General features: G+C 66.0%; 20 protein-coding genes, 1 other RNA gene and 1 pseudogene. 13 read left to right on the top strand and 9 right to left on the bottom strand.

Features of this window, described 5'->3' with window-relative positions; genetic code table 11:
• A partial coding sequence (locus A7D16_RS19340; protein WP_153043136.1) for a transposase occupies window positions 1–222 on the top strand: 222 nt, incomplete at its 5' end.
• Window positions 223–357: 135 nt separating this feature from the next.
• On the opposite strand, the gene A7D16_RS19335 is transcribed toward A7D16_RS19340, so the two are convergent.
• Complete coding sequence (locus tag A7D16_RS19335; RefSeq protein WP_064634847.1) at window positions 358–1374, bottom strand: LysR family transcriptional regulator; 1017 nt, start codon at window positions 1372–1374, stop codon at window positions 358–360.
• A gap of 66 nt (window positions 1375–1440) precedes the next feature.
• Between A7D16_RS19335 and A7D16_RS19330 the strand changes: the two are divergent.
• Window positions 1441–1707: pseudogene (locus A7D16_RS19330) on the top strand (NAD(P)H-dependent oxidoreductase); the annotation flags it as partial.
• Between the two features lie 354 nt (window positions 1708–2061).
• Here the strand turns inward: A7D16_RS19330 and serS are convergent.
• On the bottom strand, window positions 2062–3342 hold the full coding sequence (serS, locus tag A7D16_RS19325; RefSeq protein WP_064634846.1) for a serine--tRNA ligase: 1281 nt from the start codon (window positions 3340–3342) through the stop codon (window positions 2062–2064).
• A 112-nt stretch (window positions 3343–3454) separates the two neighbouring features.
• Between serS and A7D16_RS19320 the strand changes: the two genes are divergently transcribed.
• Window positions 3455–4117: an energy transducer TonB gene (locus A7D16_RS19320; protein ID WP_064634845.1), complete on the top strand. Its 663-nt coding sequence runs from the start codon at window positions 3455–3457 to the stop codon at window positions 4115–4117.
• 359 nt (window positions 4118–4476) lie between these two features.
• Window positions 4477–4944: an energy transducer TonB gene (locus A7D16_RS19315; RefSeq protein WP_064634858.1), complete on the top strand. Its 468-nt coding sequence runs from the start codon at window positions 4477–4479 to the stop codon at window positions 4942–4944.
• Window positions 4945–5273: 329 nt separating this feature from the next.
• Here the strand turns inward: A7D16_RS19315 and aroA are convergent, their stop codons facing one another.
• From aroA to serC, 3 genes are all read right to left on the bottom strand, one after another.
• On the bottom strand, window positions 5274–6596 hold the full coding sequence (gene aroA, locus A7D16_RS19310) for a 3-phosphoshikimate 1-carboxyvinyltransferase (RefSeq protein WP_064634857.1): 1323 nt from the start codon (window positions 6594–6596) through the stop codon (window positions 5274–5276).
• A 112-nt stretch (window positions 6597–6708) separates the two neighbouring features.
• Window positions 6709–7917, bottom strand: coding sequence for a prephenate dehydratase (gene pheA / locus A7D16_RS19305; protein WP_064634844.1), 1209 nt, complete (start codon window positions 7915–7917; stop codon window positions 6709–6711).
• Between the two features lie 83 nt (window positions 7918–8000).
• Entirely contained in the window at window positions 8001–9086 is a 1086-nt protein-coding gene (serC, locus tag A7D16_RS19300; RefSeq protein WP_064634843.1) for a 3-phosphoserine/phosphohydroxythreonine transaminase, read from the bottom strand.
• 176 nt (window positions 9087–9262) lie between these two features.
• Between serC and msrP the strand changes: the two genes are divergently transcribed.
• Together msrP and msrQ are read left to right on the top strand one after the other, a co-directional pair.
• A complete protein-coding gene (msrP, locus tag A7D16_RS19295; protein WP_064634842.1) occupies window positions 9263–10231 on the top strand; it encodes a protein-methionine-sulfoxide reductase catalytic subunit MsrP in 969 nt (322 codons plus the stop codon).
• A gap of 119 nt (window positions 10232–10350) precedes the next feature.
• Window positions 10351–11007, top strand: coding sequence for a protein-methionine-sulfoxide reductase heme-binding subunit MsrQ (msrQ, locus tag A7D16_RS19290; protein WP_064634841.1), 657 nt, complete (start codon window positions 10351–10353; stop codon window positions 11005–11007).
• On the opposite strand, the gene A7D16_RS19285 is transcribed toward msrQ, so the two are convergent.
• On the bottom strand, window positions 10949–11758 hold the full coding sequence (locus A7D16_RS19285; protein WP_064634840.1) for an FHA domain-containing protein: 810 nt from the start codon (window positions 11756–11758) through the stop codon (window positions 10949–10951). The two genes, msrQ and A7D16_RS19285, sit on opposite strands and share 59 nt — an antisense overlap.
• 244 nt (window positions 11759–12002) lie before the next feature.
• On the opposite strand from A7D16_RS19285, the gene A7D16_RS19280 reads away from it, so the two are divergent.
• From A7D16_RS19280 to A7D16_RS19270, 3 genes are all read left to right on the top strand, one after another.
• A complete protein-coding gene (locus A7D16_RS19280) occupies window positions 12003–12278 on the top strand; it encodes a polyhydroxyalkanoic acid system family protein (RefSeq protein WP_042822008.1) in 276 nt (91 codons plus the stop codon).
• Between the two features lie 162 nt (window positions 12279–12440).
• Window positions 12441–13007, top strand: coding sequence for a phasin family protein (locus A7D16_RS19275; RefSeq protein WP_064634839.1), 567 nt, complete (start codon window positions 12441–12443; stop codon window positions 13005–13007).
• A 538-nt stretch (window positions 13008–13545) separates the two neighbouring features.
• Window positions 13546–14550 carry a restriction endonuclease gene (locus A7D16_RS19270; protein WP_064634838.1) on the top strand — a complete coding sequence of 335 codons (1005 nt, stop codon included), beginning with the start codon at window positions 13546–13548 and terminating at the stop codon, window positions 14548–14550.
• A 176-nt stretch (window positions 14551–14726) separates the two neighbouring features.
• Here the strand turns inward: A7D16_RS19270 and hutC are convergent, their stop codons facing one another.
• Together hutC and A7D16_RS19260 are read right to left on the bottom strand one after the other, a co-directional pair.
• Window positions 14727–15464, bottom strand: coding sequence for a histidine utilization repressor (hutC, locus tag A7D16_RS19265; protein ID WP_064634837.1), 738 nt, complete (start codon window positions 15462–15464; stop codon window positions 14727–14729).
• A gap of 173 nt (window positions 15465–15637) precedes the next feature.
• Window positions 15638–17008: a formimidoylglutamate deiminase gene (locus tag A7D16_RS19260; protein ID WP_064634836.1), complete on the bottom strand. Its 1371-nt coding sequence runs from the start codon at window positions 17006–17008 to the stop codon at window positions 15638–15640.
• Between the two features lie 60 nt (window positions 17009–17068).
• Between A7D16_RS19260 and hutI the strand changes: the two genes are divergently transcribed.
• From hutI to hutU, 4 genes are all read left to right on the top strand, one after another.
• Entirely contained in the window at window positions 17069–18292 is a 1224-nt protein-coding gene (gene hutI, locus A7D16_RS19255; RefSeq protein ID WP_064634835.1) for an imidazolonepropionase, read from the top strand.
• On the top strand, window positions 18289–19827 hold the full coding sequence (hutH, locus tag A7D16_RS19250; RefSeq protein WP_064634834.1) for a histidine ammonia-lyase: 1539 nt from the start codon (window positions 18289–18291) through the stop codon (window positions 19825–19827). Before hutI ends, hutH begins: the two co-directional genes overlap by 4 nt.
• Window positions 19828–20008: 181 nt before the next feature.
• Complete coding sequence (gene hutG, locus A7D16_RS19245) at window positions 20009–20866, top strand: N-formylglutamate deformylase (protein WP_064634833.1); 858 nt, start codon at window positions 20009–20011, stop codon at window positions 20864–20866.
• Between the two features lie 16 nt (window positions 20867–20882).
• A complete protein-coding gene (gene hutU / locus A7D16_RS19240; protein WP_064634832.1) occupies window positions 20883–22550 on the top strand; it encodes a urocanate hydratase in 1668 nt (555 codons plus the stop codon).
• 115 nt (window positions 22551–22665) lie between these two features.
• Here hutU and A7D16_RS19235 read toward each other — a convergent pair.
• A non-coding RNA gene (locus tag A7D16_RS19235) (sX9 sRNA) lies at window positions 22666–22741 on the bottom strand.
• Window positions 22742–22829: the final 88 nt, after the last annotated feature.

Genomic DNA, 22829 nt, shown 5'->3' with positions numbered 1-22829 from the left:
AGCGGCGCGCGAGAGATTTTAGGCGAGCAGCTCACGGTGCAGATTGCCAAGCGCAGCGAACTGCACACCTTCAAGGTCATGCCCAAGCGATGGATTGTCGAGCGTAGTTTTGCTTGGCTGGAGAAGAACCGAAGGCTATGGAAGAACTGCGAGCGCAAACTCAACACCAGCCTGCAGTTCATCCATTTGGCCTTCTTGGCACTGTTACTCAGAAGATTGTGAACAGGTTCTAAGCACGCGTGCAACCTATCGAACATTTGGAGAAAGCTCACTGCCGAGCAGCTGGCAGACTGCAATATCTCATGTCAGCCAGCCTCGGCGGCCGGACAGCCTTCAGCCGGCTTCGACCCCAGCCGCTTAGCCCGCTTCGGCCACAACCAACCGCGGTGCAACGCCAGCGGCACGCTTGAGCTTTTCCGCCAGTTCGGCGCAGTTGCCGCCGCAGTCCAGGCGCGAGCGTTCGATTTCCTGCGGCAGGTGTTGGGCCAGGAAGTCGATGAACACACGCACCGCCGGCAGCAGGCCGCGGCGCGAGGCGAACACCGCATGGCAGATACCCTGCGGCAGCGACCAGTGCGGCAGCACCACTTCCAGCTCGCCGCTGCGCACCGCTTCGGCGCACACGGTTTCCGGAAGCATGGTGATGCCGAAGCCGTCGCGCGCCATCGATTGCAGCAGCGGGAAGTCGAAGCCGGCCAGGCGCGGCTGCAGGTCGACGCGGCGCATTTCGCCGTTGGGCCCATGCAACTCCCAGCGCTGATGCGCTTCGTCTTCGCTGGTGCTCATGGTGGTGTGGTTGGCCAGCTCGCTGGGGTCCTTGGGACGGCCGGCGCGGTCCAGATATTTTGGGCTGGCCACCAGCAGCTCCTGCACCTGGCCGAAGCTACGCATCACCAGGCTACCGTCGTCGTCAAGGCGCGAACGCACGCGCAGCGCGATGTCGTAGCCCTCGTTGATCACATCGACGCGGCGGTTGCTGATGTTGAGCTGCAGCCGCACCTTGGGGTACTTGGCCAGAAATTCCGGCAACAGCTTGGGCAACTGGATCTGCGCGAGCGAGACAGGAACGCTCACACGTACAAGACCGCGCGGCTCGGCGCTGAGACGATCCACCACCTCGCGCGCGGCCTGGGCCTCGGCCAGCATGGTCTGGGCATGCCGATGCACGCTGGTGCCGACGTCGGTGACCGCGAAGCGGCGCGTGGAGCGCTGCAGCAGGCGCACACCCAGGTCGGTTTCGAGCTGACTGATACGGCGGCTCAGGCGCGATTTGGGGATGCCAAGCGCACGCTCGGCCGCGGCGAAGCCGCCGTGGTCCACCACCATCGCGAAGTAGTACAGGTCATTCAGGTCGTGCATGGCGCAGGTATCCATGAATAGAACGATAAGTGATATTTAATCACCTTTATCCCAACAGAGCAACGACCTAGGCACCTCCGCGGCGCTGCCTTCCATTACACCGCCAATGGTCTGGGAGGCCTTGCCGGCGGCAAGCGCGTCATCATCGCCAGCGCGCGCGGCGGCATCTATGCCGACCCAACCAACGATTTCCAGGAGCGCTACCTGCGTCAGCTGCTCGGCTTCCTGGGCATCGGCGACATCGGCTTCGTGCGCGCCGAAGGCGTGGCCTATTCGCCGCAGCACCGCAGCAATGTGATTGCGAAGGCGCTGGCCGGCTTGCAGCAGACGGCAGACGCCGCGGCATAAGCGCCCAGCACAAGCGCGGGCCAGTGCCCTCGCCCGCACCGTAAAAGCGATAGCGACGCGCGTGGTGGGCGCAGACGCGCTGCGATTGCGAGCGTGCTGCCATATCCGCCGGCGAGCGCTCCGCAACTGCGCCAGGCAGCGAGCTGCATACAACGCAAAACGGGGCCACTGCTGGCCCCGTTTTGCGTGCTAAAGGTACGTCGCTAGACAGCAACGACGACTGCACGTGCTGGTGCAACCGCGTGCGTGCTGCCAATCCAACGACGAGGCCAAACCGCGCGTGTTGCTACCGAGATCACTCGACGCATCTACGCCGCTGCACAGCACTCGCCAACTGCACCGGCCACGCCGACGTCAACCGATCTTTTCCAGCCCCCCCATGTAAGGGCGCAATACCTGCGGCACGTCGATCGAGCCGTCGGCATTCTGGTAGTTCTCCATCACCGCGATCATGGCGCGGCCCACTGCGGTGCCGGAGCCGTTGAGCGTGTGCAGCAACTCCGGCTTGCCGCTAACCGGATTGCGCCAGCGCGCCTGCATGCGCCGCGCCTGAAAATCGCCGCAATTGGAGCAGGACGAAATTTCGCGATAGGTGTTCTGCGAAGGCAGCCATACTTCCAGGTCGTAGGTCTTGATCGCAGAAAACCCCATGTCGCCGGTGCACAGCAGCACCTTGCGATACGGCAGGCCGAGCTGTTCCAGCACCACCTCGGCGCACCGCGTCATGCGCTGGTGTTCGGCGTCGCTGTCTTCCGGCGCACAGGCAGTGACCAGCTCCACTTTTTCGAACTGGTGCTGACGGATCATGCCGCGCGTATCGCGGCCGCCGCTGCCGGCTTCGGCACGGAAGCACATCGAATGCGCAGTCATGCGCAGCGGCAGCCGTTCGGCATCGACGATCTCGTCGCGCACGATGTTGGTCAACGGCACTTCGGAGGTGGGGATCAGATAGCGGCGCGACTCGCCCACCTCGGTCTGGAACAAGTCGTCTTCGAACTTCGGCAGCTGCCCGGTGCCACGCATCGACTCGGCATTGACCAGCAGCGGCACGTTGGTTTCTTCGTAACCGTGCGCGCCGACATGCAGGTCCAGCATGAATTGCGCCAGTGCGCGGTGCAGACGCGCGATCGGGCCGCGCAGCACGGTGAAACGCGCGCCCGACAATTTGGCTGCCGTTTCGCCATCCAGCCAGCCGTGCGGCGCGCCGAGCTCCACATGGTCCTTGACCGCGAAATCGAAACTGCGCGGCGTGCCCCAGCGCGACTGCTCCACGTTTTCGCTCTCGTCCTTGCCGTGCGGCACATCGTCGGCCGGCAGATTGGGCAACCCGAGTGCGATGGTTTCCAGCTTGGCACGAATCACGTCCAGCACCTCTTCCGATGCCTTGAGCTCGTCGCCGAAACCAGCCACTTCGGCCAGCAGCGCAGTCACATCTTCGCCCTTGGCCTTGGCCTGCCCGATCGCCTTGGACTTGGAATTGCGCAAGCTCTGCAGTTCCTGCGTACGCACTTGCATACGCTTGCGTTCGCTCTCCAGCGACTCCAGCTTCGCAGTGTCCAGGGAGAAACTACGCGTGCTGCGCAGGCGCTCGGCAAGGTCGGCGGGGTGTTGGCGAAGCAGGGCCGGATCTAGCATCGGAATAGGGGCGTCAGTGGGAATAGCGCGAGATTATCGCCTGTTCCGCCACCTGCTGCGATCGATTCACTGCGGCTATGCCAGAATTACGACGATTCTTCAGGTGAGCCCTATGCCCGCGCCCCGTCCTGCGTCCGATCGCCATATCGTTCTGCATCTGCCCCGTCACACCCTGAAAATTGCCGGCATCGCCTTCGCTGCCGGCCTGTTGTTGTTCCTGCTGGTCTGGGCAACCGGCCGCAAGGACGATTTTTATAAGGCCTCGCCCGCGCAGCCGACCGCAGGGGTGCAAACCGACGACACCATCGCGCCGCTGCCTGCGCCGCTGCCGGCCCAGGACGGTGCCAGCGACATGCCGCAGGCCAAGCCGCCGGCCGAAACCCCGACCCTGGTGGACAACGCGCCACCGGCCCCGCCTGCGCCAACGCCGTTGCCGGAAGATGCGGCGCCCGGTGCAGCAGGCGGTGCGGCGCCGTCCAACCCGCCGGTCGCCGGTGGCGATCGCCCGGTGCCGATCCAGGGCCAGATGCCGCCGCCCCGCTACCCGTCGGCAGCGCTGCGTCGTGGCGATGCCGGTGACGTGGTGGTACGGGTGGATGTGGATGCTGCCGGCAACCCCGGCGGCGTGACCCTGGTGCAGCGCAGCGGCTCGCGCGATCTGGACCGCGCAGCGATGGAAGCGGTGCGTCATTGGCGCTTCCACCCGGCGCAGCGCAACGGCCAGCCCGTGGCTGGCAGCATGGATATCCCGTTCGAATTCAAGCCCGCGCAGTAGGCACGGCTGACGCTTCGCGCGGCAGCGCAGACTCATGCGTGCCGACGCATTGGTGAGACAAGGCAGGCGGTGAATAACGCCGCACAAGCACAATATCCATGCAGCTTTAACCCGAGCGCAGCGTCAGCTTGACCAAGCTGAATATCCACGAAGCTTTGGCGCTTCATTGACCCGATGCCTTAGCTGCCCCTCAGGTAATGCCGACCAGACTGGCCCTGTCATCCCACAGATGCGCCAGGAGGCTGGCCATGTCCTTCATCTCCAATCCGTCGTCACCCCATCCGCCGTCGCTGCAGCAACAGGGCCTGCGTGCCGTCGAACCGCAGCACGACATGCAGGGCGATGGCGCGTTACCCTGGCTGTGGGCGACGCTGATCGCACTGATGATCGTGATACCGAGTTGGTGGTGGGCACGCCACAGCGACGAATCGTTCGCCACTGATACGCAGCCGGCACCGGCAGCGAGCCGGCAGATCCTGCCGACGACCGAGGGCCCGCGGGCGATGACGATGGTGGCCCACCAGCCTGCGCGCGCGGCGGTCAGCAGCGTGGAGGCCAAGCCGCTGCCGGGCAACGCAATGCCGAGCTACCCGCCCACAGTGGCGCGTGCCGGTATCCAGGGCAGCCGCACTGCACGCCTGCAGCTAGATGTGCAGGGCAAGGTGAGCGATGTGACCATCGTCGAGCGCAGCGGCAGCGACGACCCGCGCCTGGACGCGGCGGTGGCGGAGAGCCTGCGTCAGTGGCGTTTCGAGCCTGCGACGCGCGATGGCCACGCCGTGGTGAGCACGGTGCAGGTGCCGGTCGAGTTCACGGCGCAGCGCTGAGCGCCTTCTGGTCAGGCAACGCATGGCCAAAGGTCAGTGCATTGAAGCAGCACGCGCTGACCTTGTAGCCAAGTGGCATGTCCGCCTAGCCGCACGGCTCGCCCGTCTCGGCGATCCTTGCGGGCAGAGGTCGAGATCGCGCTTCCCGGCCACGATGTCGCTGTTGGCCGAGGCAGGATGCCCGCGCGCGTAAAGCGAACGCGGAGCACGACCACACTATTGGCTGTAGGCACCTGGCTGGAAGCAGCAACACCCCTTTGAACGCAGCGCAGGTCGGCAAGCGCGCATTGCAGCCCGACATGTGCATCGCAGCTAATCGGCGAAACGCGTCAGCGCAGCTCAGCCGCCTCCAGCCCGAACCCTGCGCCCTGCGCCAGCGTGTCGAAGCCGGGGAACGAGGTCGCCACATTCGCTACATCGTTCACCTGCACGCTGCCGGTGGACAGTTGGCCGGCAATGGCAAACGCCATGGCAATACGGTGGTCGCCATGACTTTCGATCACACCGCTGCCGATGCTGCCACCGTGGATGGTGGCGCCATCGGGGGTTTCGTCGACCTGCACGCCCAACGTGCGCAGGCCAGTGGCCATGGCCGCCAGCCGGTCCGATTCCTTGACCCGCAGTTCGGCAGCGCCGGTCACCACGGTCTGCCCGCTCGCCGCAGCCGCAGCCACGAACAAGGCCGGAAACTCGTCGATCATGTCCGGCACCAGCGCTTCGGGAATCTGCGCGCCATGCAGCGGTGCGTAACGCACGCGCAGATCGGCCACCGGCTCGCCACCGTGTTCGGCATGGTTTTCTTCGCTGATATCCGCGCCCATCAAGCGCAACGCCGCAAGCAGCCCGGTGCGGCGCGGGTTCAAGCCGACCGCGCGCAGCACGACCTCCGAGCCGGGAACGATGCTGGCAGCGACGATGAAGAATGCAGCGGACGAAAAATCCGCCGGCACCGCGATATCGGTCGCGCGCAGGCGTTGCCCGCCGCGCAAACGTGCTGTGCCCGGCGCAAAATCGATGTCCACGCCGAATGCCGACAACATGCGCTCGGTGTAGTCGCGGGTGGGATGCGGCTCGGTCACCGAGGTTTCGCCCTGCGCGTAGAGGCCGGCCAGCAGCACCGCCGATTTGACCTGCGCACTGGCAACCGGCGAGATGAAGTCGATACCGTGCAGCGTCTGCCCGCCGCGCACGCGCAACGGCGGCGTGCCGTCGTCCTGCGTCTCGATCCGTGCCCCCATCTGTGCCAACGGGCCGGTCACGCGCCGCATTGGCCGCTTGGACAACGATTCATCGCCGACCAGCACGCTGTCGAAACGTTGCGCGGCAAGCACGCCGGCCAGCAGGCGCATGCCGGTACCGGCGTTGCCGCAATCCAGCGAATCGGTCGGCGCCTGCAGGCCGTCCACACCCACGCCGTGCACGACGCGCTGCGAGGCCGACGGCGTCTCGATGCGCACACCCAGCTTGGCGAAGATCGCCGCAGTGGAGCGCGTGTCTTCGCCTTCGAGAAAGCCATCGATGCGCGAGACGCCATCGGCGAGCGCGGCGAACATCACTGCGCGGTGCGAGACCGATTTATCGCCAGGAATGGCCAAACTACCGCGCAATGCACTGCCTTGCTGCGCGATCCAATACTGCGTGCTGTTGCTCATGCGAATGATCCGAATGCTGCGCATCGCCACACGCTGTGGGGACGCGCTTTGAAAGAGTGGCCACGTTGCCGACACCGACGCAACGCGCCGATGCCGGCGACTGTTCGTCTGCTCAGGGAATGGCGACCGGATACGACCCCAGCACCTTGATCTGTGCCGAATGCGCTTCCAGTTCGGCCAATGCCTGCTTCATCGCCTCGTCTTCCACATGGCCGACCAGATCGATGAAGAAGCCGTACTCCCACTTGGCCTGATGCGAGGGCCGCGATTCGATGCGGTTCATGCTGATGCCGTGCCGCGCGAACGGGCTGAGCACATCGAACAATGCGCCCGGCTTGTCGTGGATGAACACCAGCACCGAGGTGCGGTCGTGCCCGGACGAGGGGAAGATCTGCCGGCCGATCACCAGGAAACGCGTGGTGTTGTCGTCGTCGTCTTCGATCGACTTCATGATGACTTTCTTCAAGCCATACACATGCGCTGCGCTTTCGCCGCCGATGGCTGCGGCATCTTCTGCATTGCGTGCGCGGCGTGCGCCCTCGGCGTTGCTGGAGACCGCGATCTTCTCCACCTTGGGCAGGTGCGAACGCAGCCAACCGGCGGTTTGCGCGAACGATTGCGAATGCGCGTAGATGCGCTCGATGTCTTCCAGCCGGCCGTTGCGCGAAAGCAGGTACTGATGCACGCGCAGTTCGACTTCGCCGCAGATTTTGAGGTTGGAAGTCAGGAACATGTCCAGCGTGACCTGGATGGTGCCCTGACCGGAATTTTCCACCGGCACCACGCCGAAATCGGCGTTGCCCGCTTCCACTTCCTGGAACACTTCTTCGATGGTGGCCATCGGAAGACCCACTGCCGAGCGGCCGAAATGCTTGAGCACCGCCTGCTGGCTGAAGGTGCCTTCCGGGCCGAGGTAACCGATCTTCAACGGCTCCTGCTGGGCCAGGCAGGCCGACATGATTTCGCGGTAGACGTGCACCAGCACTTCGTCGCTGAGCGGGCCTTCGTTGCGGTCCACCACCATGCGCAGCACCTGCGCCTCGCGCTCGGGCCGGTAGTAATCCACCGCCGCTGCGAGCTTGCCCTTGGCCTTGCCGACCTGATGCGCGAAGTTGGCGCGCTCGGCGATCAGTGCCTGGATCGTGCGGTCGATTTCGTCGATCTTGGCGCGCACATCGGCCAGCACCGGCGCGGCTGTCTTGGTCGCGGGCTTGTCAGTCGGCCTGCTTGCAGCCTTGCCGAGGGAAGCGCCTGCGGACTTCTTCGCCGGCTTGTTTTTACCGCCAGTGGCGGACGTGGGCTTGTTGGACTTGGGAGCCATCGCTGGGCATTCCTAAAATGGCGGCGCATGTCCGCTGGCAGCGCATGCGCCGGCGCGGCAAACGCCGCAGGTCAATGAAGAACTCAGCCGTGCCGCTGCTGGAAGTCGTGCATGAAGCTCGCCAGCGCTTGCGCGCCTGCCACCGGCATCGCGTTGTACAGCGAGGCACGAATGCCGCCGACGGCCTTGTGGCCCTTCAACGCAAGCAGCCCGGCCGCTTTGGATTCGCTGACGAACAACGCATCCAGCTGCTCGTTCGGCAGAAAGAACGGGATGTTCATGCGCGAACGCACCGCCGGCGTGATCAGGTTGCGATAGAAGCCGCCGGAGCCGTCGATGGCGCCATACACCAGCGCGGCCTTTTCGGCATTGCGGCGCGCGAATTCCTGCACCCCGCCCTGCTCCAGCATCCACTTCACGGTGAGCCCGAGCAGATACCAGTTCCAGGTCGGTGGGGTGTTGAGCATCGAGTCGCGCGCGACATGCGAGGCGTAGTTGAAGATGTCCGCACGCGGCTGCCCGGCACGCTCCAGCAACTCGCGCCGCACGATTACCACCGAAATACCGACCGGGCCGAGGTTCTTCTGTGCGCCCGCGTAGATCAGGCCATAGCGCGAGATGTCCAGCGGCTCGGAAGCGATCGAGGAACTGAAGTCGGCAAACAGCGGCAGCGTACCCACGTCCGGCGTGTCGCGGAATTCGACGCCATGGATGGTCTCGTTGGCGGTGATGTGCACATAGGCCGAGTGTGGCGACAAGGTCCAGCTGGCAACCGGCGGGATGTCGATGAAGCCATCGGCCTGCGCGTCGGCGGCGATGCGCGCATCCACATACGTGGCCGCCTGCTTGATCGCCGTCTTGCCCCAATGCCCGGTGATGACGTAGTCGGCCGCCTGGCCGGGCGCGGCGAAATTCAGCGGCAGCAACGCCTGGATGGTGGTGGCGCCACCGGCAGTAAACAGCACTGCATACTCGTCGGGAATCGACAACAGACTGCGCAGATCGGCTTCGGCGGCAGCCGCCACGGCCATGAAGTCGGCGCTGCGGTGGCTGATTTCCACGATCGAGGCGCCAACGCCGTTCCACTCGACCATCTCCGCCTGCGCCTGCCGCAGGACCGATTCCGGCAATGTCGCAGGGCCGGCACTGAAATTGAACGCGCGTGTCATGGCACACCTTGTCGAGCTAGCCTTCTAGTATGCCGCAGCGCATCGGGCTTGGCAGCGGGCAAAAAAGTTGCAGCTGCATCCTTTTGACTGAGCCTCACGTAACGTGGTCACACGCACGGCGCGAACTTGTGCCCCTGTCCGTTACTCTCACGCTGCAGCCACTGCCGGAGCCTGCCATGTCATTTCGCGATGCTTTCAAATTGCCGTCCAGCGAGATCACCGATGAATCCGTTTATCGCGACCGTCGCCGGCTGCTGCAGTTGCTTGCGTTGACCCCGGCGCTGGGTGTGGCCGGTTGTGCCGAGGCCGACCCGCCGCCTCCGCCGAAGACGGTGGTGACGCCGGCGCAGGCGCGCAGCGGATTCCGCACCGCCGAGGAACTGACCCGGCTGGAAGATGTCACCAGCTACAACAACTTCTACGAGTTCGGCACCGACAAGACCGATCCGTCAAAGGCGGCCAAGACCTTGAAGCTGTCGCCATGGACGGTGAAGGTCGGTGGCGAGTGCGAGAAGCCCGGCAGCCTGTCGCTGGACGAACTGCTCAAAGGCATCAGCGCGGAAGAACGCATCTACCGGCTGCGTTGCGTGGAAGGCTGGTCGATGGTGATCCCGTGGACGGGCGTGCCGCTGGGCGATGTGCTCAAACGCTTCGCGCCGACTTCCAAGGCCAAGTACGTGGCATTCACCACGCTGGCCGACCCGCAGCAGATGCCGGGCGTACGCTACCGCTCGATCAACTGGCCGTACCGCGAAGGTCTGCGCATCGACGAGGCGATGCATCCGCTGACCTTGTTGGCCACCGGCCTGTACGGCAAGCCGTTGCCGCAGCAGAACGGCGCGCCGTTGCGGCTGGTGGTGCCGTGGAAATACGGCTTCAAGAGCATCAAGTCGATCGTGGAGATCCGCTTCGTCGAGAAGATGCCCGAGACCGCCTGGCACGATCTGCAGCCGTCCGAATACGGCTTCTTTTCCAACGTCAACCCGGCGGTGGACCATCCGCGCTGGAGCCAGAAGACCGAGCGCCGCATTGCCGGCACCGCCAGCAAGCTGTTTGCCGAGCGCATCGCGACCAAGCCGTTCAACGGCTACGCCGATCAAGTCGCTTCGTTGTACGCGGGCATGGATCTGAAGAAGTGGTTCTAGGCAATACACAACGTCGACCTGCGTAGGAGCGCACCCGGGCGCGACGGGCATGACCAGCAACGCCCGTCGCGCCCGGTTGCGCTCCTGCGCTTCGGCATCGCTTCGCTCTTCGAGATCGCATGGCCAAGACCTCCGTCCCCCTGATCGCCGCCAAGACCCTGGTGCATCTCGCCGCGCTGGCGCCGATTGCATTGCTCGGCTGGCAGTTCTGGCAGGTGTGGCAAAGCGGCAGCGACGCGCTGGGCGCCGACCCGGTGGCCGAGATCGAGCACCGCACCGGGCTGTGGGCGTTGCGCTTGCTGCTGATCACGCTGGCAATCACGCCGCTGCGCCAGCTCACCGGTCAGGCGGTGTTGATCCGCTTCCGGCGCATGCTGGGCCTGTACGCATTCTTTTACGCCAGCGTGCATCTGGCGGCCTATCTCACACTGGATCTGCGCGGCTTCTGGACGCAGATTTTCGAAGAGATCCTCAAGCGCCCCTACATCACGGTGGGGTTCGCGGCGTGGCTGTTGCTGGTGCCGCTGGCGATCACGTCCACCCAGGGCTGGATGCGTCGGCTCAAGCGCAATTGGGGCCGCCTGCATATGCTGATCTACCCGATCGGGCTGCTGGCGGTGCTGCACTTCTGGTGGCTGGTGAAGTCCGACATCCGCGAGCCGGCGCTGTATGCCGGCATTCTGGCGCTGCTGCTGGGCTGGCGCGCCTGGAAACGCCTCAGCGCGCGCCGAACCACAGCAAGGCGCTCAACGCCGCCGCCAGCAACACCGCGCTGAGCAGCAACCAGGGCCAACGGGCCACCTTCATTGGTGCGCGCGTCGGCTCTGCGGCCACACGCGGCGGCGGTAGCGGTTCGGTGTCGGGCAGGTCCCAGGTGGTGCTGTGATGGGTGCGCGGCACCTCCACCACAAACCGGTGGCGCGCATCGAAGACGACCTGATCGCCGGCCTGCAGCCAGCCATCGCGCACCTGCACGCCGTTGATCCAGCTGCCGTCTTCCGAGCCCAGGTCGCGGATCAGCACACGGTCGCCATGACGCTCCAAGCGCGCGTGCTGCGCAGCGAAGGCCGGGTCGTCAATGACAATGTCAGAGGCGGCATCGCTGCCGACCAGGCGTGAGCGATCCAGGGTGAAACTGCGCCCGTGGTGGCGTCCGCCCAGCCCGCGCAGCAATAGGCAGACCTCGCTCAAACCGGCACTTTCTTCCTGAATGTCGTTGGCCGGCGCACTGGACGGCGCGCTGCGCAACAGCATCTCCACGCCATCGGCATAGATCGCATCGCCCGGGCGCAACAGCGCCATGCGACGCACCGGCCGCCCATTGACGTGGATGCCGCGGATGCCATTGGCCACCTGCAGCCACAGGCCGCGTTGGTCCAGGCAGAATTGCGCCAACAGCAGCGCACCCTGCGCATCGCTGACCACCCGCACGCTGCCGGAGGCATGACGGACGATCCGGTGGACGCCGGGCTTGAGGGAATGATCCGGCTGCTGCCGGTGGGTGAAATGAACTTGCAGATCGCGCACCCGCCGCAGCCTAGCAGGTTTGCTCGCACGCGCGGCCATCTCGGGTGATCCGGGCCGCTGCACAGTTGCCGGCGGGCGCCTGGAACGCGATGCAGGCAGGTCAAGCCTGCGCATTGGCTGCGCCATCTGCGTGCCGCAAGCCGCGTTGCTGATTTCGGCGGCAACGCGTCGCACGCTCGCACTTGGAGCTGGGGCCGCGCTTGCGCACAATGCGCCCTCACTTTTCGCATGACCCATCGCACCCATGTCCAGCATCGATATCCGCCACGACCATTCCCTGACGCCGGCCCAGGCCCGCGCGGCTATCGATGAGGCGGCGCGCAAGTTGACCGACCGCTACGGCATTGCCTCGCATTGGGAAGGCGACACCTTGCGCATCGCACGCGCCGGCGTGGACGGCGCGATCGCACTGCTGCCACAGCAGGTGCACGTCACCGCCGAGCTCGGCTTTTTGCTGTCTGCGGTGCAGCCGATGGTGGAATCGGAAATCCGCCGCTTGCTGGCCGAAAAACTGGCCTGAGCGCTCGCCTGGCGCTGCGTTGCTTCAGCGCCAAGTCACCTGACCCGGCGCGCATGGGTGGATGCTGGCAGCAGGCCTGATCGGGCCACGCTTCACCTGCCCGATGCAGCATCGGTACTAGGGTGAAGGCAACGTCACTTTGGCAATCGACAGGAGCATCGCATGACGACCGGATACGATCAGAACGGTAACCGCGACAACGCCGCCCAGGGCTTCCAGGCACAGGCGGAACAGATCTCGCGCCGGCTTGGCGAATCGGCGCAGACCGTGTGGCTGGCAGGGCTGGGTGCGCTCGGCCGCGTGCAAAGCGAAGGCGGCAAGCTGTTCGACTCGCTGGTGCGCGAAGGCGCTGCCTACGAACGCACCGGCCAGCGCAAGGCGGCCGAAAGCGTCGACGAGTTGCGCGAGGAAGTGGAAACCCAGTTCGAGCAGGCGCGCGACACCGCAGTGCGTGGCTGGGACAAGTTGGGCAAGGCCTTCGACGACCGCGTCAAAGGCGTGCTGCGCACGCTCAACATCCCGGAGCAGGAAGAACTGGAAAACCTGCGCCGGGAGGTCGAATCGCTCAAGGCCCAGGTTCGTGCAAATACTGCGGCCACCAAGCGTGCCAACCGCACCGCCAACCAGGCGGCACAGGCAGCCAGCGAGCCGACGGGTGCAGGTAGCGTCGGTGCCGGGCAGGCAGCGTCATCGTCGTCCGGCAACCCCGGGGCGTTTGACCCGGAGTAAGCGCACTGGCCCCAGGCAACCGCGCCCGCCTTCGGATGGCGCGGTTGACCTGAGGCGGGCATGACGCCAATCGGCCGGGTCATGCAGGGGCACAGGTGTTCATGGCGTAGGTATGTCCGATGGCAGGATTGCTTGTCTGGCGACCTCCCCTGATCGCCCGAACAGTTTCGGCCGAGCGCGCCCGCAAGGCCCCAGGCAAGCACGTCGTTGCTCTCCCCGGCGGCAAAGCCCGGGCAACGCCGATGTCCGGCAGCAACTACTATCGAGATAGCTCCGCTAAAGCGCTCAGCACACAGTTTCTTACCTAAACGTCGCCTGGCGCCCCATGTTGCAAAGCAACATGCTTTTTCAGACAATCGGGAAGGCCCGCCAGTCCTGCGTTATGAAGTCCGTTTGCTCCCCTCCCCTCACGGCTTCGGACTGGCGGGTCTTTCGCTATCTGGATCACGGCTCGTGACATCGCCGCCCGCGATCCATTGACGAATCTTTCGCGAAGGATTCTTCTAGACGCACGATTCGTTATACGCACCATTGTTTGATGCTTATGCCTTCCTGGATTCTGGCGCCCCTGGTGGCACTGCTGCTCTGGCTGGCGGTGTGCGCGTATTTTTGGCTGGTGCGGCGCCGCGCCGACGAAGTGCACGAAGGCGTACGTGCGTTGGCCGCCATGCATTGGCGCGACTTTTCCGCCGTGGTGCTGCGCGTTCTGCAGGACCAACGTGGATGGCAGCCAACCCAGTTGCCGCAGGATGGCCTGCCCACCGCCGATTTCATGATGCAGACCGAGCATGGCACCCGCCTGGTGGCCTGCAAGCATGGGCGCGGTTACCGCATTGGCGTGGCGGCAGTGAACGAGCTGGGCGCGATGGCGCGGCTGGCCGGAGCCAACGGCGGGGTGATTGTCACCGAAGGCCGCATGGAGCGCGAAGGCGTTGCCGCCGCGGAAAAACAATCGATCGAGGTGCTGGACGGCGCGCGTTTGTGGCCGCTGCTCAAGCCGTACCTGCCTGGGGATGTGGAAACCGGGGTGGTCGGCACCGCGAAGCGCCGCGCGATCCGCCATAGCGTGATCGCCGGTGCGGCACTGGCAACCCTGGCCTTGGTGGCGGTGCTGGCGCTACGCCCGCCAGTGCCCGCGCCGGCCGCACCGCGCACTGCGCTGTCCTCGCCCACCACTGCACCGGCGCGCGTGGCGGCATCGACCACCGCCCCGGCAACTGCATCGCAGCCGCCGGCAGCTGCAGCATCCACGCCAGCTGCGGCGGCACCAGCGGCAGCCGGCGCAGAACCCGATGCGGCCACCCTGCAGGGCTATCAGCGCGAGGTTTCCAAGGCGTTGGCGCAGACGCCTGGCCTGATCCGCGGCATCTGGCTGACCCAGGCGACGCTGGCGGTGGATCGCACGGTCGAAGACAGTGCGGCATGGCCGCTGATCTGCCGCGAGCTGGAACGCTACCCGTACCTGCGCACGGTGCGCGTGCAACTCAACCCGCGCCCGGGAATCGCCGAGCCCGTGCGCTGGCGTCAGTGCACCACGATTTGAGCGTGATGCCTTGCCTTGCTGCGCTCGCACTGTATCGCACGGACTCGCCTGGCCGGATCCGCAGTCGTCACCAGCGAAGTGGCAGTCACACCAGCGAGTAGTCACTCGACAGTGCCGATGCACACTCGGCAGCGAGCTGGAAGCTGCTTAACCGCAGTGTAATTACCGCCATCAGCTCAGCGCATTCCCGGCGCAAACCGCGCCACCAGATCGTACGAGCCGCCCAGAAACAGCTGGCGCACGTAGGTGACGGGCTGCTCGCCGCGCCAGGTGTGACGGTCGATCACCAGGCAGGCCGCACCTTCGTCTACCTGAAGCTGTTCGGACTGCGCCGCATCGGCGCTCACCGCGCTGATGCGGTGCTCGGCGCGTGTCCATGGCACGTTGCGCAATAACCAGCTGCCCGGCGCCACCTCGGTAAACGGCTGCTCCAATGCTTCGGGCACGGTGCTGATATCGATCACGCGCTGCTCCAGCGCAAACGGGCGGCCATCGGCCAGGTGCACGCTCTGCAATGCCAGCACCTTGCCGGCGCTGCCCAAGGCACGTTCCTGCGGTACGCGTTGGCGCACATTGCGCAGCTGGCGCGACAACAACGCGAAGCGATAGACGTGGCCGCGCGTGGTCATTTCCACTTCGATATCCGGGATCGAGAGCGCCACCTGTTCCAGATGCGGATGCGGCCGCGCAACGAACGAGCCGGTGCGGCGGCGGCGCTCGATCATGCCGGCATCGGCCAGCAAGCCGAGCACCTTGTTCACGGTCATGCGCGAGCAGCCGTACTGCGCCATCAGCTCGTGCTCGGGCGGAACACGGTGCCCGGGTGGCCAGTCGCCGCTATGGATGCGTTGTTCCAGATCCTGGCGGATGCGCTGATGCAAGGTGCCGGGCGCGAGGGGGGTGGTAGCGGTCAAAGCTCAGGTCTCCGGGAAGAGCGGCGATCCAACGGCAGGCGTCATCGTCAGGTGGGTGCAGCCGGTGTGCGTTGCAACAGACACCAGACGCTTGATTGAGGCACTGTCCGCACCTGCCCGATCAACGTTGCGATGTTCAGCGGCTCCAGGACCTGCATTGTGCGCGCATCCGCTCAGTTGCCCAGCAAGGTTCCCAGTACGGCAGCAAAACGCGTGGCGATGCGCGCGCGGTCGACATGCTGCCCCTCGCGTACCACCCAGCGCCCGCCGCGCCAGACGTTACGCACCGCCGAGCCACGCGCGGCAAACAACCAGCTGTCCAGCAAGGCGTCGTCGTTGCGCGCGAGCAAGGCCGGATGCGCCGTGTCCAACTCGACCAGATCCGCCGCTGCCCCGGCGCGGATGCCGCATTGCGCAACACCCAGCGCCTGTGCGGCGCCGGCGCCGGCCTGCTCGTAGAGCCAACGCCCGCTGGACACTGGCCCTTGCGCCAAGACATTGCGTGCCTGCAGCGTCAGGCGCTGGCCGTATTCGAGCAGGCGCAATTCCTCGGCCGCATCGATCAGCACATTCGAATCCGAGCCCACCCCGAAGTGCCCACCGGCGGCAGCGAATGCCTGCATCGGGAACACGCCGTCACCCAGGTTCGCTTCGGTGATCGGGCACAGACCGACCACCGCGTCGCTGGCGACGATCGCGTGCAGTTCGTGCGCATCCACATGCGTGGCATGCACCAGGCACCAGCGCGCATCCACCGGCGCGTTGGCCAGCAGCCACTGCACCGGGCGTTGACCGGACCAGGCCAGGCAGGCATCCACCTCGCGCTGCTGTTCGGCGATATGGATGTGGATGGGCCCAGCGGTGAGCGGCGCCAGCGCCGCCAGTTGCTGCGGTGTGACTGCGCGCAGGCTGTGCGGCGCCAGCCCCAGCACGGCGTCCGGCAGTGCTTTCAGGCTGTGTCTGCAATCGTCCAACAGACGCGCGAACCCGTCGATGTCGTGAATGAGGCGGCGTTGCGCCGGGCTGGGCGCGGCGCCGCCGAAATCCGATTGCGCATAGAACACCGGCAACAAGCTGAGTCCGATGCCGGTGTTGGCGGCTGCGGCGGCGATGCGCTCGGACATTTCACCGGCATGTGCATAGGGCGCACCGCTCACCGTGTGGTGCAGGTAATGGAATTCGCCGACACGGGTGAAGCCGCTTTCCAGCATCTCCACATACGCCTGTTCGGCGAGCGCCTGCAGGCTGTCCGGGTCCAGCCGGTCGACGAAGCGGTACATCAGCTCGCGCCAGCTCCAGAAGCTGTCGCCGCTGCGCCCGCCGACTTCGGTCAGGCCGGCCATGCCACGCTGGAAGGCGTGGCTGTGCAGATTGCCCAGCCCAGGCAGCAGCACCTCGCAGCGGGTGTCGCTGATGGCAGCAGGCACGTCGGCCTGCACCGAGACGATGCGCCCCTGCGTCAGCGCGACCCGCACCCCGCTCGCCCAGCCGTCGGGCAACAAGGCCCGGGCGGCCCAGAACACCTGCACCTGTTGGTCTGCCACTGGACACCCTCGGTTGCCGAACTTATTGTATATACATATCAGACACCACGAGCCTGCGCCATGCATTGCGACGTTCTCTGGCACAACGCGCAACTGATGACCCTGGATGCGGCCGATGGCGGCCTGGGCATCGTGGACGAGGGCGTGGTTGCCTGCCAGGACGGCCGCATCATCTACGCCGGCCCGGCCGCCCAGGCCCCGGCGTTGGAAGCAGACACCGCGCACGACTGCCAGCGCCGCTGGATCAGCCCAGGCCTGATCGATTGCCACACGCACCTGGTCTACGCCGGCAACCGCGCCAACGAATTCGAACAGCGCCTGCGCGGCGCCAGCTACGCCGACATCGCCGCAGCCGGCGGTGGCATCGTAGCGACCGTGCGCGCCACCCGCGCGGCCGACGAGGCCGCGCTGCTGGCCACCAGCCTGCCGCGCCTGGACGCCATGCTTGCCGAAGGCGTGACCACGCTGGAAATCAAATCCGGCTACGGGCTCACGCTGGACGATGAAATCAAGCAGCTGCGCGTAGCGCGCCAGCTCGCTGCGCTGCGCAAGGTGGAAGTGGTGCCGACCTTCCTGGGCGCACATGCCGTACCGCCCGGCGAGGACGCGCAGACCTATATCGACCAGGTCTGCGCACAGATGATTCCGGCGATCGCCGCGCAGGGGCTTGCCGAGGCCGTGGACGTGTTCTGCGAGCATCTGGCGTTCTCGCACGCGCAGGCCGAACAGGTCTTTATCGCGGCGCAGGCGCATGGCTTGCACATCAAGATCCACGCCGAACAGCTGAGCAACCAGCATGGCGCGGAACTGGCTGCGCGCTACGGCGCGCTATCGGCCGATCACATCGAATACCTGGACCAGGCCGGCATCGCGGCGATGGCCGGCGCCGGCACCGTGGCGGTGCTGTTGCCGGGCGCGTTTTATTTCACTCGCGATACCCAACTGCCGCCGATTGCCGCATTGCGCGCAGCCGGCGTGCCGCTGGCGTTGGCCACCGACTGCAACCCGGGTACCTCGCCGCTGACCAGCCCGTTGCTGGCGATGAACATGGCGGCGACGTTGTTCCGCATGACCGTGGACGAGTGCATCGCCGGCTTTACCCGCGAGGCTGCACGCGCGCTCGGGCGCAGTGGGCGCCTGGGCCAGCTGCGCGCCGGCATGGACTGCGATCTGGCGATCTGGGACATCGATGCGCCGGCCGATCTGGTCTACCGCATGGGCTTCAACCCTCTTCATGCCCGCGTCTGGCGCGGGCATCTTTCGCTGAATTCGGAGTCGTCATGAGTTCTGTTGTGTTGCAGCCCGGCCAGGTCACGCTGGCGCAGTGGCGTGCGCTGTATCGCGGTGCCGAGGTCGTGCTGGACGACGCCTGCGCGGCCGCGGTGCTGCGCAGTGCGCAAACGGTGGAAGCCATCGTTGCGCGTGGCGAGCCGGTGTACGGGGTCAACACCGGCTTCGGCAAGCTGGCCAGCGTGCGCATCGAGCGCGAAGACCTGCAGACCCTGCAGCGCAATATCGTGCTCTCGCATGCGGCCGGTGTCGGCGAGCCAACGCCGGTGCCGGTGGTGCGGCTGATGATGGCGCTCAAGCTCACTAGCCTGGCCCAGGGCGCCTCCGGCGTGCAGCCGGACACGCTGGCGTTGCTGGAAGCGATGCTGCGCGCCGGCATCACGCCGGTGGTGCCGTGCCAGGGCTCGGTGGGCGCGTCCGGCGATCTGGCGCCGCTGTCGCATCTGGCCGCGGTGATGATCGGGGTGGGCGAAGCGTTCGTCGGCGCGCAGCGTCTGCCTGCTGCCGACGCGCTCGCACATGCGCAGCTGCAGCCGCGCGTGCTGGGCGCGAAGGAAGGCTTGGCACTGCTCAACGGCACCCAGTTTTCCACCGCCTGCGCCTTGGCCGGCCTGTTCGAGATCGAAACCGTGTTGCAGGCCGCATTGGTCACCGGTGCGTTGTCGGTGGAAGCGGCCAAGGGCTCGGATACGCCGTTCGATGCGCGCATCCACGCACTGCGCGGGCAGCCGGGGCAGATCGCCACCGCGACGGCACTGCGCGCGTTGATGGCCGATTCGGCCATTCGCGAATCGCATCGGCTTGGCGATGTGCGCGTGCAGGACCCGTATTGCCTGCGCTGCCAACCGCAAGTGATGGGCGCGGCGCTGGATGTGATGCGTCAGGCCGCACGCACGCTGGAGATCGAAGCCAATGGCGTTTCGGATAACCCGCTGGTCTTCAGCGAGACCGGCGAGGCCTTGTCCGGCGGCAACTTCCATGCCGAGCCGGTGGCCTTCGCCGCCGACATGCTGGCGATGGCGGTGTGCGAAATCGGCTCGATCAGCGAACGCCGCACCGCGATGCTGGTGGACCCGGCGCTGTCGGGGCTGCCGGCGTTTCTCACCCCGCGCCCGGGCTTGAACTCCGGCTTCATGATTCCGCAGGTCACTGCCGCCGCGCTGGTGTCGGAAAACAAGCAGCGCGCGTACCCGGCCAGTGTCGATTCGATCCCGACCTCGGCCAATCAGGAAGATCACGTGTCGATGGCTGCGCACGGTGCGCGCCGTCTGCTGGCGATGGCCGAGAACGCCGCGCATGTCATCGGTATCGAACTGCTGGCCGCGGTGCAAGGCTGCGACTTCCACGCACCGCTGCGCTCCAGCACCGCGCTGGAAGCCGCACGTGCGGTGTTGCGTGCGCAGGTGCCCACGCTGCAGGACGACCGCTATTTCCATCCCGATATGCTGGCCGCCAGCGCATTGGTACGCTCGGGAGCGCTGGCGCAGGCGGTGGCGATTGCGTTGCCGGGTGTGGAGCACGGCGCATGAGCTGGCAGATCGCACGACTTGGCGCGATGCCTGCATCACCGCAATCGCAACTGCGGCCTTTCGCCATATCTCCACGCACGTACGCATGCGATGACGCGCCATGCAACGCGCGCGGTACTCACTCTGCACAGCTGCGCGACGCGTGCCAGATGATCAGCGCAGTGACACATGGAGCGCAGCGATGAACGCCCTGCCCGGCTGGCTGGACCTGCACCGCGGCGACGCGCCGTTGATCATCAGTTTTCCGCATACCGGCACCGAGCTGCCCGACACGGTGGCCGACCAGTTCGTGTCGCCGTGGCTGGCGCGGCGCGATGCCGATTGGTGGGTGCATCAGCTCTACGACTTCGCGCACGCGCTGGGCGCCACCACGCTGCGCACCGCCATCTCGCGCTCGGTCATCGACGTCAATCGCGACCCCAGCGGCGCATCGCTGTATCCGGGCCAGAACACCACTGGCCTGTGCCCGCTCACCACCTTCGACAATCAGCCGTTGTATGCCGATGGCGCTGCGCCGGACCAGGCGCAGATCGCGTTGCGCCGCACGCGCTGGTTCGACCCGTACCACGCCGCGCTTGCCGACGAAATTGCGCGCCTGCGTACGCAACACGCAAAGATCGTGGTGTACGACGCGCATTCGATCCGTTCGTTGATTCCGCACCTGTTCGATGGCGAATTGCCGCAATTCAACATCGGCAGCAATGACGACCGCAGCTGCGACCCGGCGCTGGTCGATGCAGTGGAACAGCTGTGCCGCAGCAGCGGCTACAGCACCGTGCGCAACGGCCGCTTCAAGGGTGGCTGGATCACCCGCCACTACGCGCAACCCGAGCACGGCGTGCACAGTTTGCAGATGGAGCTGGCCTGCCGCGGCTACATGGGCGAGCCGGACACCATCACGCCCGACAACTGGCCCACGCCATGGCAGCCCGCGCATGCAGTCGCGTTGCGTGCGGTACTGCGGCATGTGCTGCTGGCCTGCCTGCAGTTCGCCAGTGCCCCCTCTTCCGACACCGCGCTGCCTGCGGCCACCCGTTGATTGCAAGGAACCCGGCATGACCCGTCACGATGCAACCCGCGTCATCCGCGCCGCCACCGGCACCACGCTCACCGCCAGGAGCTGGCTGACCGAGGCACCGCTGCGCATGTTGATGAACAACCTGGACCCGGACGTGGCCGAGCGCCCGCAGGAATTGGTGGTGTACGGCGGTATCGGCCGTGCTGCGCGCGACTGGGAATCCTTCGATGCGATTGTCGCTGCACTCACCCGATTGGACGATGATCAAACCCTGCTGGTGCAGTCCGGCAAACCGGTCGGGGTGTTCCGCACCCATGCCGATGCGCCGCGCGTGCTGATCGCCAACTCCAATCTGGTGCCGCGCTGGGCCACCTGGGACCACTTCAACGCGCTCGATCAAAAAGGCCTGGCGATGTACGGCCAGATGACCGCCGGCAGCTGGATCTACATCGGTGCGCAAGGCATCGTGCAAGGCACCTACGAAACCTTCGTGGAAATGGGCCGCCAGCACTACGCCGGCAGCCTGGCCGGCAAGTGGCTGTTTACCGGCGGCCTGGGCGGCATGGGCGGCGCGCAACCGCTGGCGGCAGTGATGGCCGGTGCTTCGTGCCTGGCAGTGGAGTGCCGCCGTTCCAGCATCGACATGCGCCTGCGCACCGGGTATCTGGATACCTGGACCGAGTCGCTGGATGAAGCGCTACAGCTGATCGAGCAATCGTGCACGGCAAAGAAGCCGCTGTCGGTCGGCCTGCTCGGCAATGTCGCCGATGTGCTGGACGAACTGCTGCTGCGCGGGATCAAGCCGGACCTGCTGACCGACCAGACCTCTGCACACGACCCGGTCAACGGCTACCTGCCGCAGGGCTGGAGCGTGGACGAGTGGGACGCAAAGCGCGTGAGCGCGCCGAGGGAGGTGGAAGCCGCCGCACGCGAGACGATGGCCAACCACATCCGCGCCATGCTCACCTTCCACGCGCTCGGCGTGCCCACCGTGGATTACGGCAACAACCTGCGCCAGATGGCGCTGGAACAAGGGGTCGCCGATGCGTTCGACTTCCCCGGTTTTGTGCCCGCCTATATCCGTCCGCTGTTCTGCCGCGGCATTGGCCCGTTCCGCTGGGTGGCACTCAGCGGCGACCCGGACGACATCGCCAAGACCGATGCCAAGGTCAAGGAACTCATTCCCGACGATGCCCACCTGCATCGCTGGCTCGACATGGCGGCCGAAAAGATCGCCTTCCAGGGCCTGCCCGCGCGTATCTGCTGGGTGGGCCTGGGCGACCGCCACCGGCTGGGCCTGGCCTTCAATGCGATGGTGCGCAGTGGTGAATTGAAGGCGCCGGTGGTGATCGGCCGCGACCATCTGGATTCGGGCAGCGTGGCCTCGCCCAATCGCGAAACCGAAGCGATGGCCGACGGCTCCGATGCAGTCTCCGACTGGCCACTGCTCAATGCCCTGCTCAACACCGCGTCCGGCGCCACCTGGGTGTCGCTGCATCACGGCGGTGGCGTCGGCATGGGCTTCTCGCAACACGCCGGCATGGTCATCGTCTGCGACGGCAGCGAGGCCGCCGACAAGCGCATCGAACGCGTGCTCTGGAACGACCCGGCCACCGGTGTGATGCGCCACGCCGATGCCGGCTATGCGATTGCAACCGATTGCGCGAAAGAAAAGGCACTGGATTTGCCGGGGATTCTGGGCTGATAGCAATGCGGCGCGTGGACGATCGCGCGCTCAAGATGCGCCGCTCGGCGCTGCCCCAGTGGCGGCCATCGGTCGTCGCGGGGCCTGGATGCGTCGCTGCGTTTCACCCTGAGAGCGCTAACCCAACGTGGCAAGCAGTCGTCAGGCGGGTGCGGACGGCGCGCAGGAACCGGGGTGTACACGTGGTCCATGCCGCCCCGCGCACCGGCCGCGCCCGCATGGCGGTGAATGCAGTCGTTTTGTCGGCTGCCCCAAGGCTTGGCAGCGCTCTTTACCCCA

It is taken from the genome of Xanthomonas nasturtii, assembly GCF_001660815.1.
Taxonomy (GTDB): domain Bacteria; phylum Pseudomonadota; class Gammaproteobacteria; order Xanthomonadales; family Xanthomonadaceae; genus Xanthomonas; species Xanthomonas nasturtii.
This window is presented reverse-complemented; position numbering and strand designations above follow the sequence as displayed.

Excerpts from the sequence above, each read along its gene's own strand:
- A7D16_RS19335 (WP_064634847.1), bottom strand. The coding sequence starts at position 1,374 with ATGGATACCTGCGCCATGCACGACCTGAATGACCTGTACTACTTCGCG.
- serS (WP_064634846.1), bottom strand. The coding sequence starts at position 3,342 with ATGCTAGATCCGGCCCTGCTTCGCCAACACCCCGCCGACCTTGCCGAG.
- A7D16_RS19320 (WP_064634845.1), top strand. The coding sequence starts at position 3,455 with ATGCCCGCGCCCCGTCCTGCGTCCGATCGCCATATCGTTCTGCATCTG.
- aroA (WP_064634857.1), bottom strand. The coding sequence starts at position 6,596 with ATGAGCAACAGCACGCAGTATTGGATCGCGCAGCAAGGCAGTGCATTG.
- pheA (WP_064634844.1), bottom strand. The coding sequence starts at position 7,917 with ATGGCTCCCAAGTCCAACAAGCCCACGTCCGCCACTGGCGGTAAAAAC.
- serC (WP_064634843.1), bottom strand. The coding sequence starts at position 9,086 with ATGACACGCGCGTTCAATTTCAGTGCCGGCCCTGCGACATTGCCGGAA.
- msrP (WP_064634842.1), top strand. The coding sequence starts at position 9,263 with ATGTCATTTCGCGATGCTTTCAAATTGCCGTCCAGCGAGATCACCGAT.
- msrQ (WP_064634841.1), top strand. The coding sequence starts at position 10,351 with ATGGCCAAGACCTCCGTCCCCCTGATCGCCGCCAAGACCCTGGTGCAT.
- A7D16_RS19280 (WP_042822008.1), top strand. The coding sequence starts at position 12,003 with ATGTCCAGCATCGATATCCGCCACGACCATTCCCTGACGCCGGCCCAG.
- A7D16_RS19275 (WP_064634839.1), top strand. The coding sequence starts at position 12,441 with ATGACGACCGGATACGATCAGAACGGTAACCGCGACAACGCCGCCCAG.
- A7D16_RS19270 (WP_064634838.1), top strand. The coding sequence starts at position 13,546 with ATGCTTATGCCTTCCTGGATTCTGGCGCCCCTGGTGGCACTGCTGCTC.
- hutI (WP_064634835.1), top strand. The coding sequence starts at position 17,069 with ATGCATTGCGACGTTCTCTGGCACAACGCGCAACTGATGACCCTGGAT.
- hutH (WP_064634834.1), top strand. The coding sequence starts at position 18,289 with ATGAGTTCTGTTGTGTTGCAGCCCGGCCAGGTCACGCTGGCGCAGTGG.
- hutG (WP_064634833.1), top strand. The coding sequence starts at position 20,009 with ATGAACGCCCTGCCCGGCTGGCTGGACCTGCACCGCGGCGACGCGCCG.
- hutU (WP_064634832.1), top strand. The coding sequence starts at position 20,883 with ATGACCCGTCACGATGCAACCCGCGTCATCCGCGCCGCCACCGGCACC.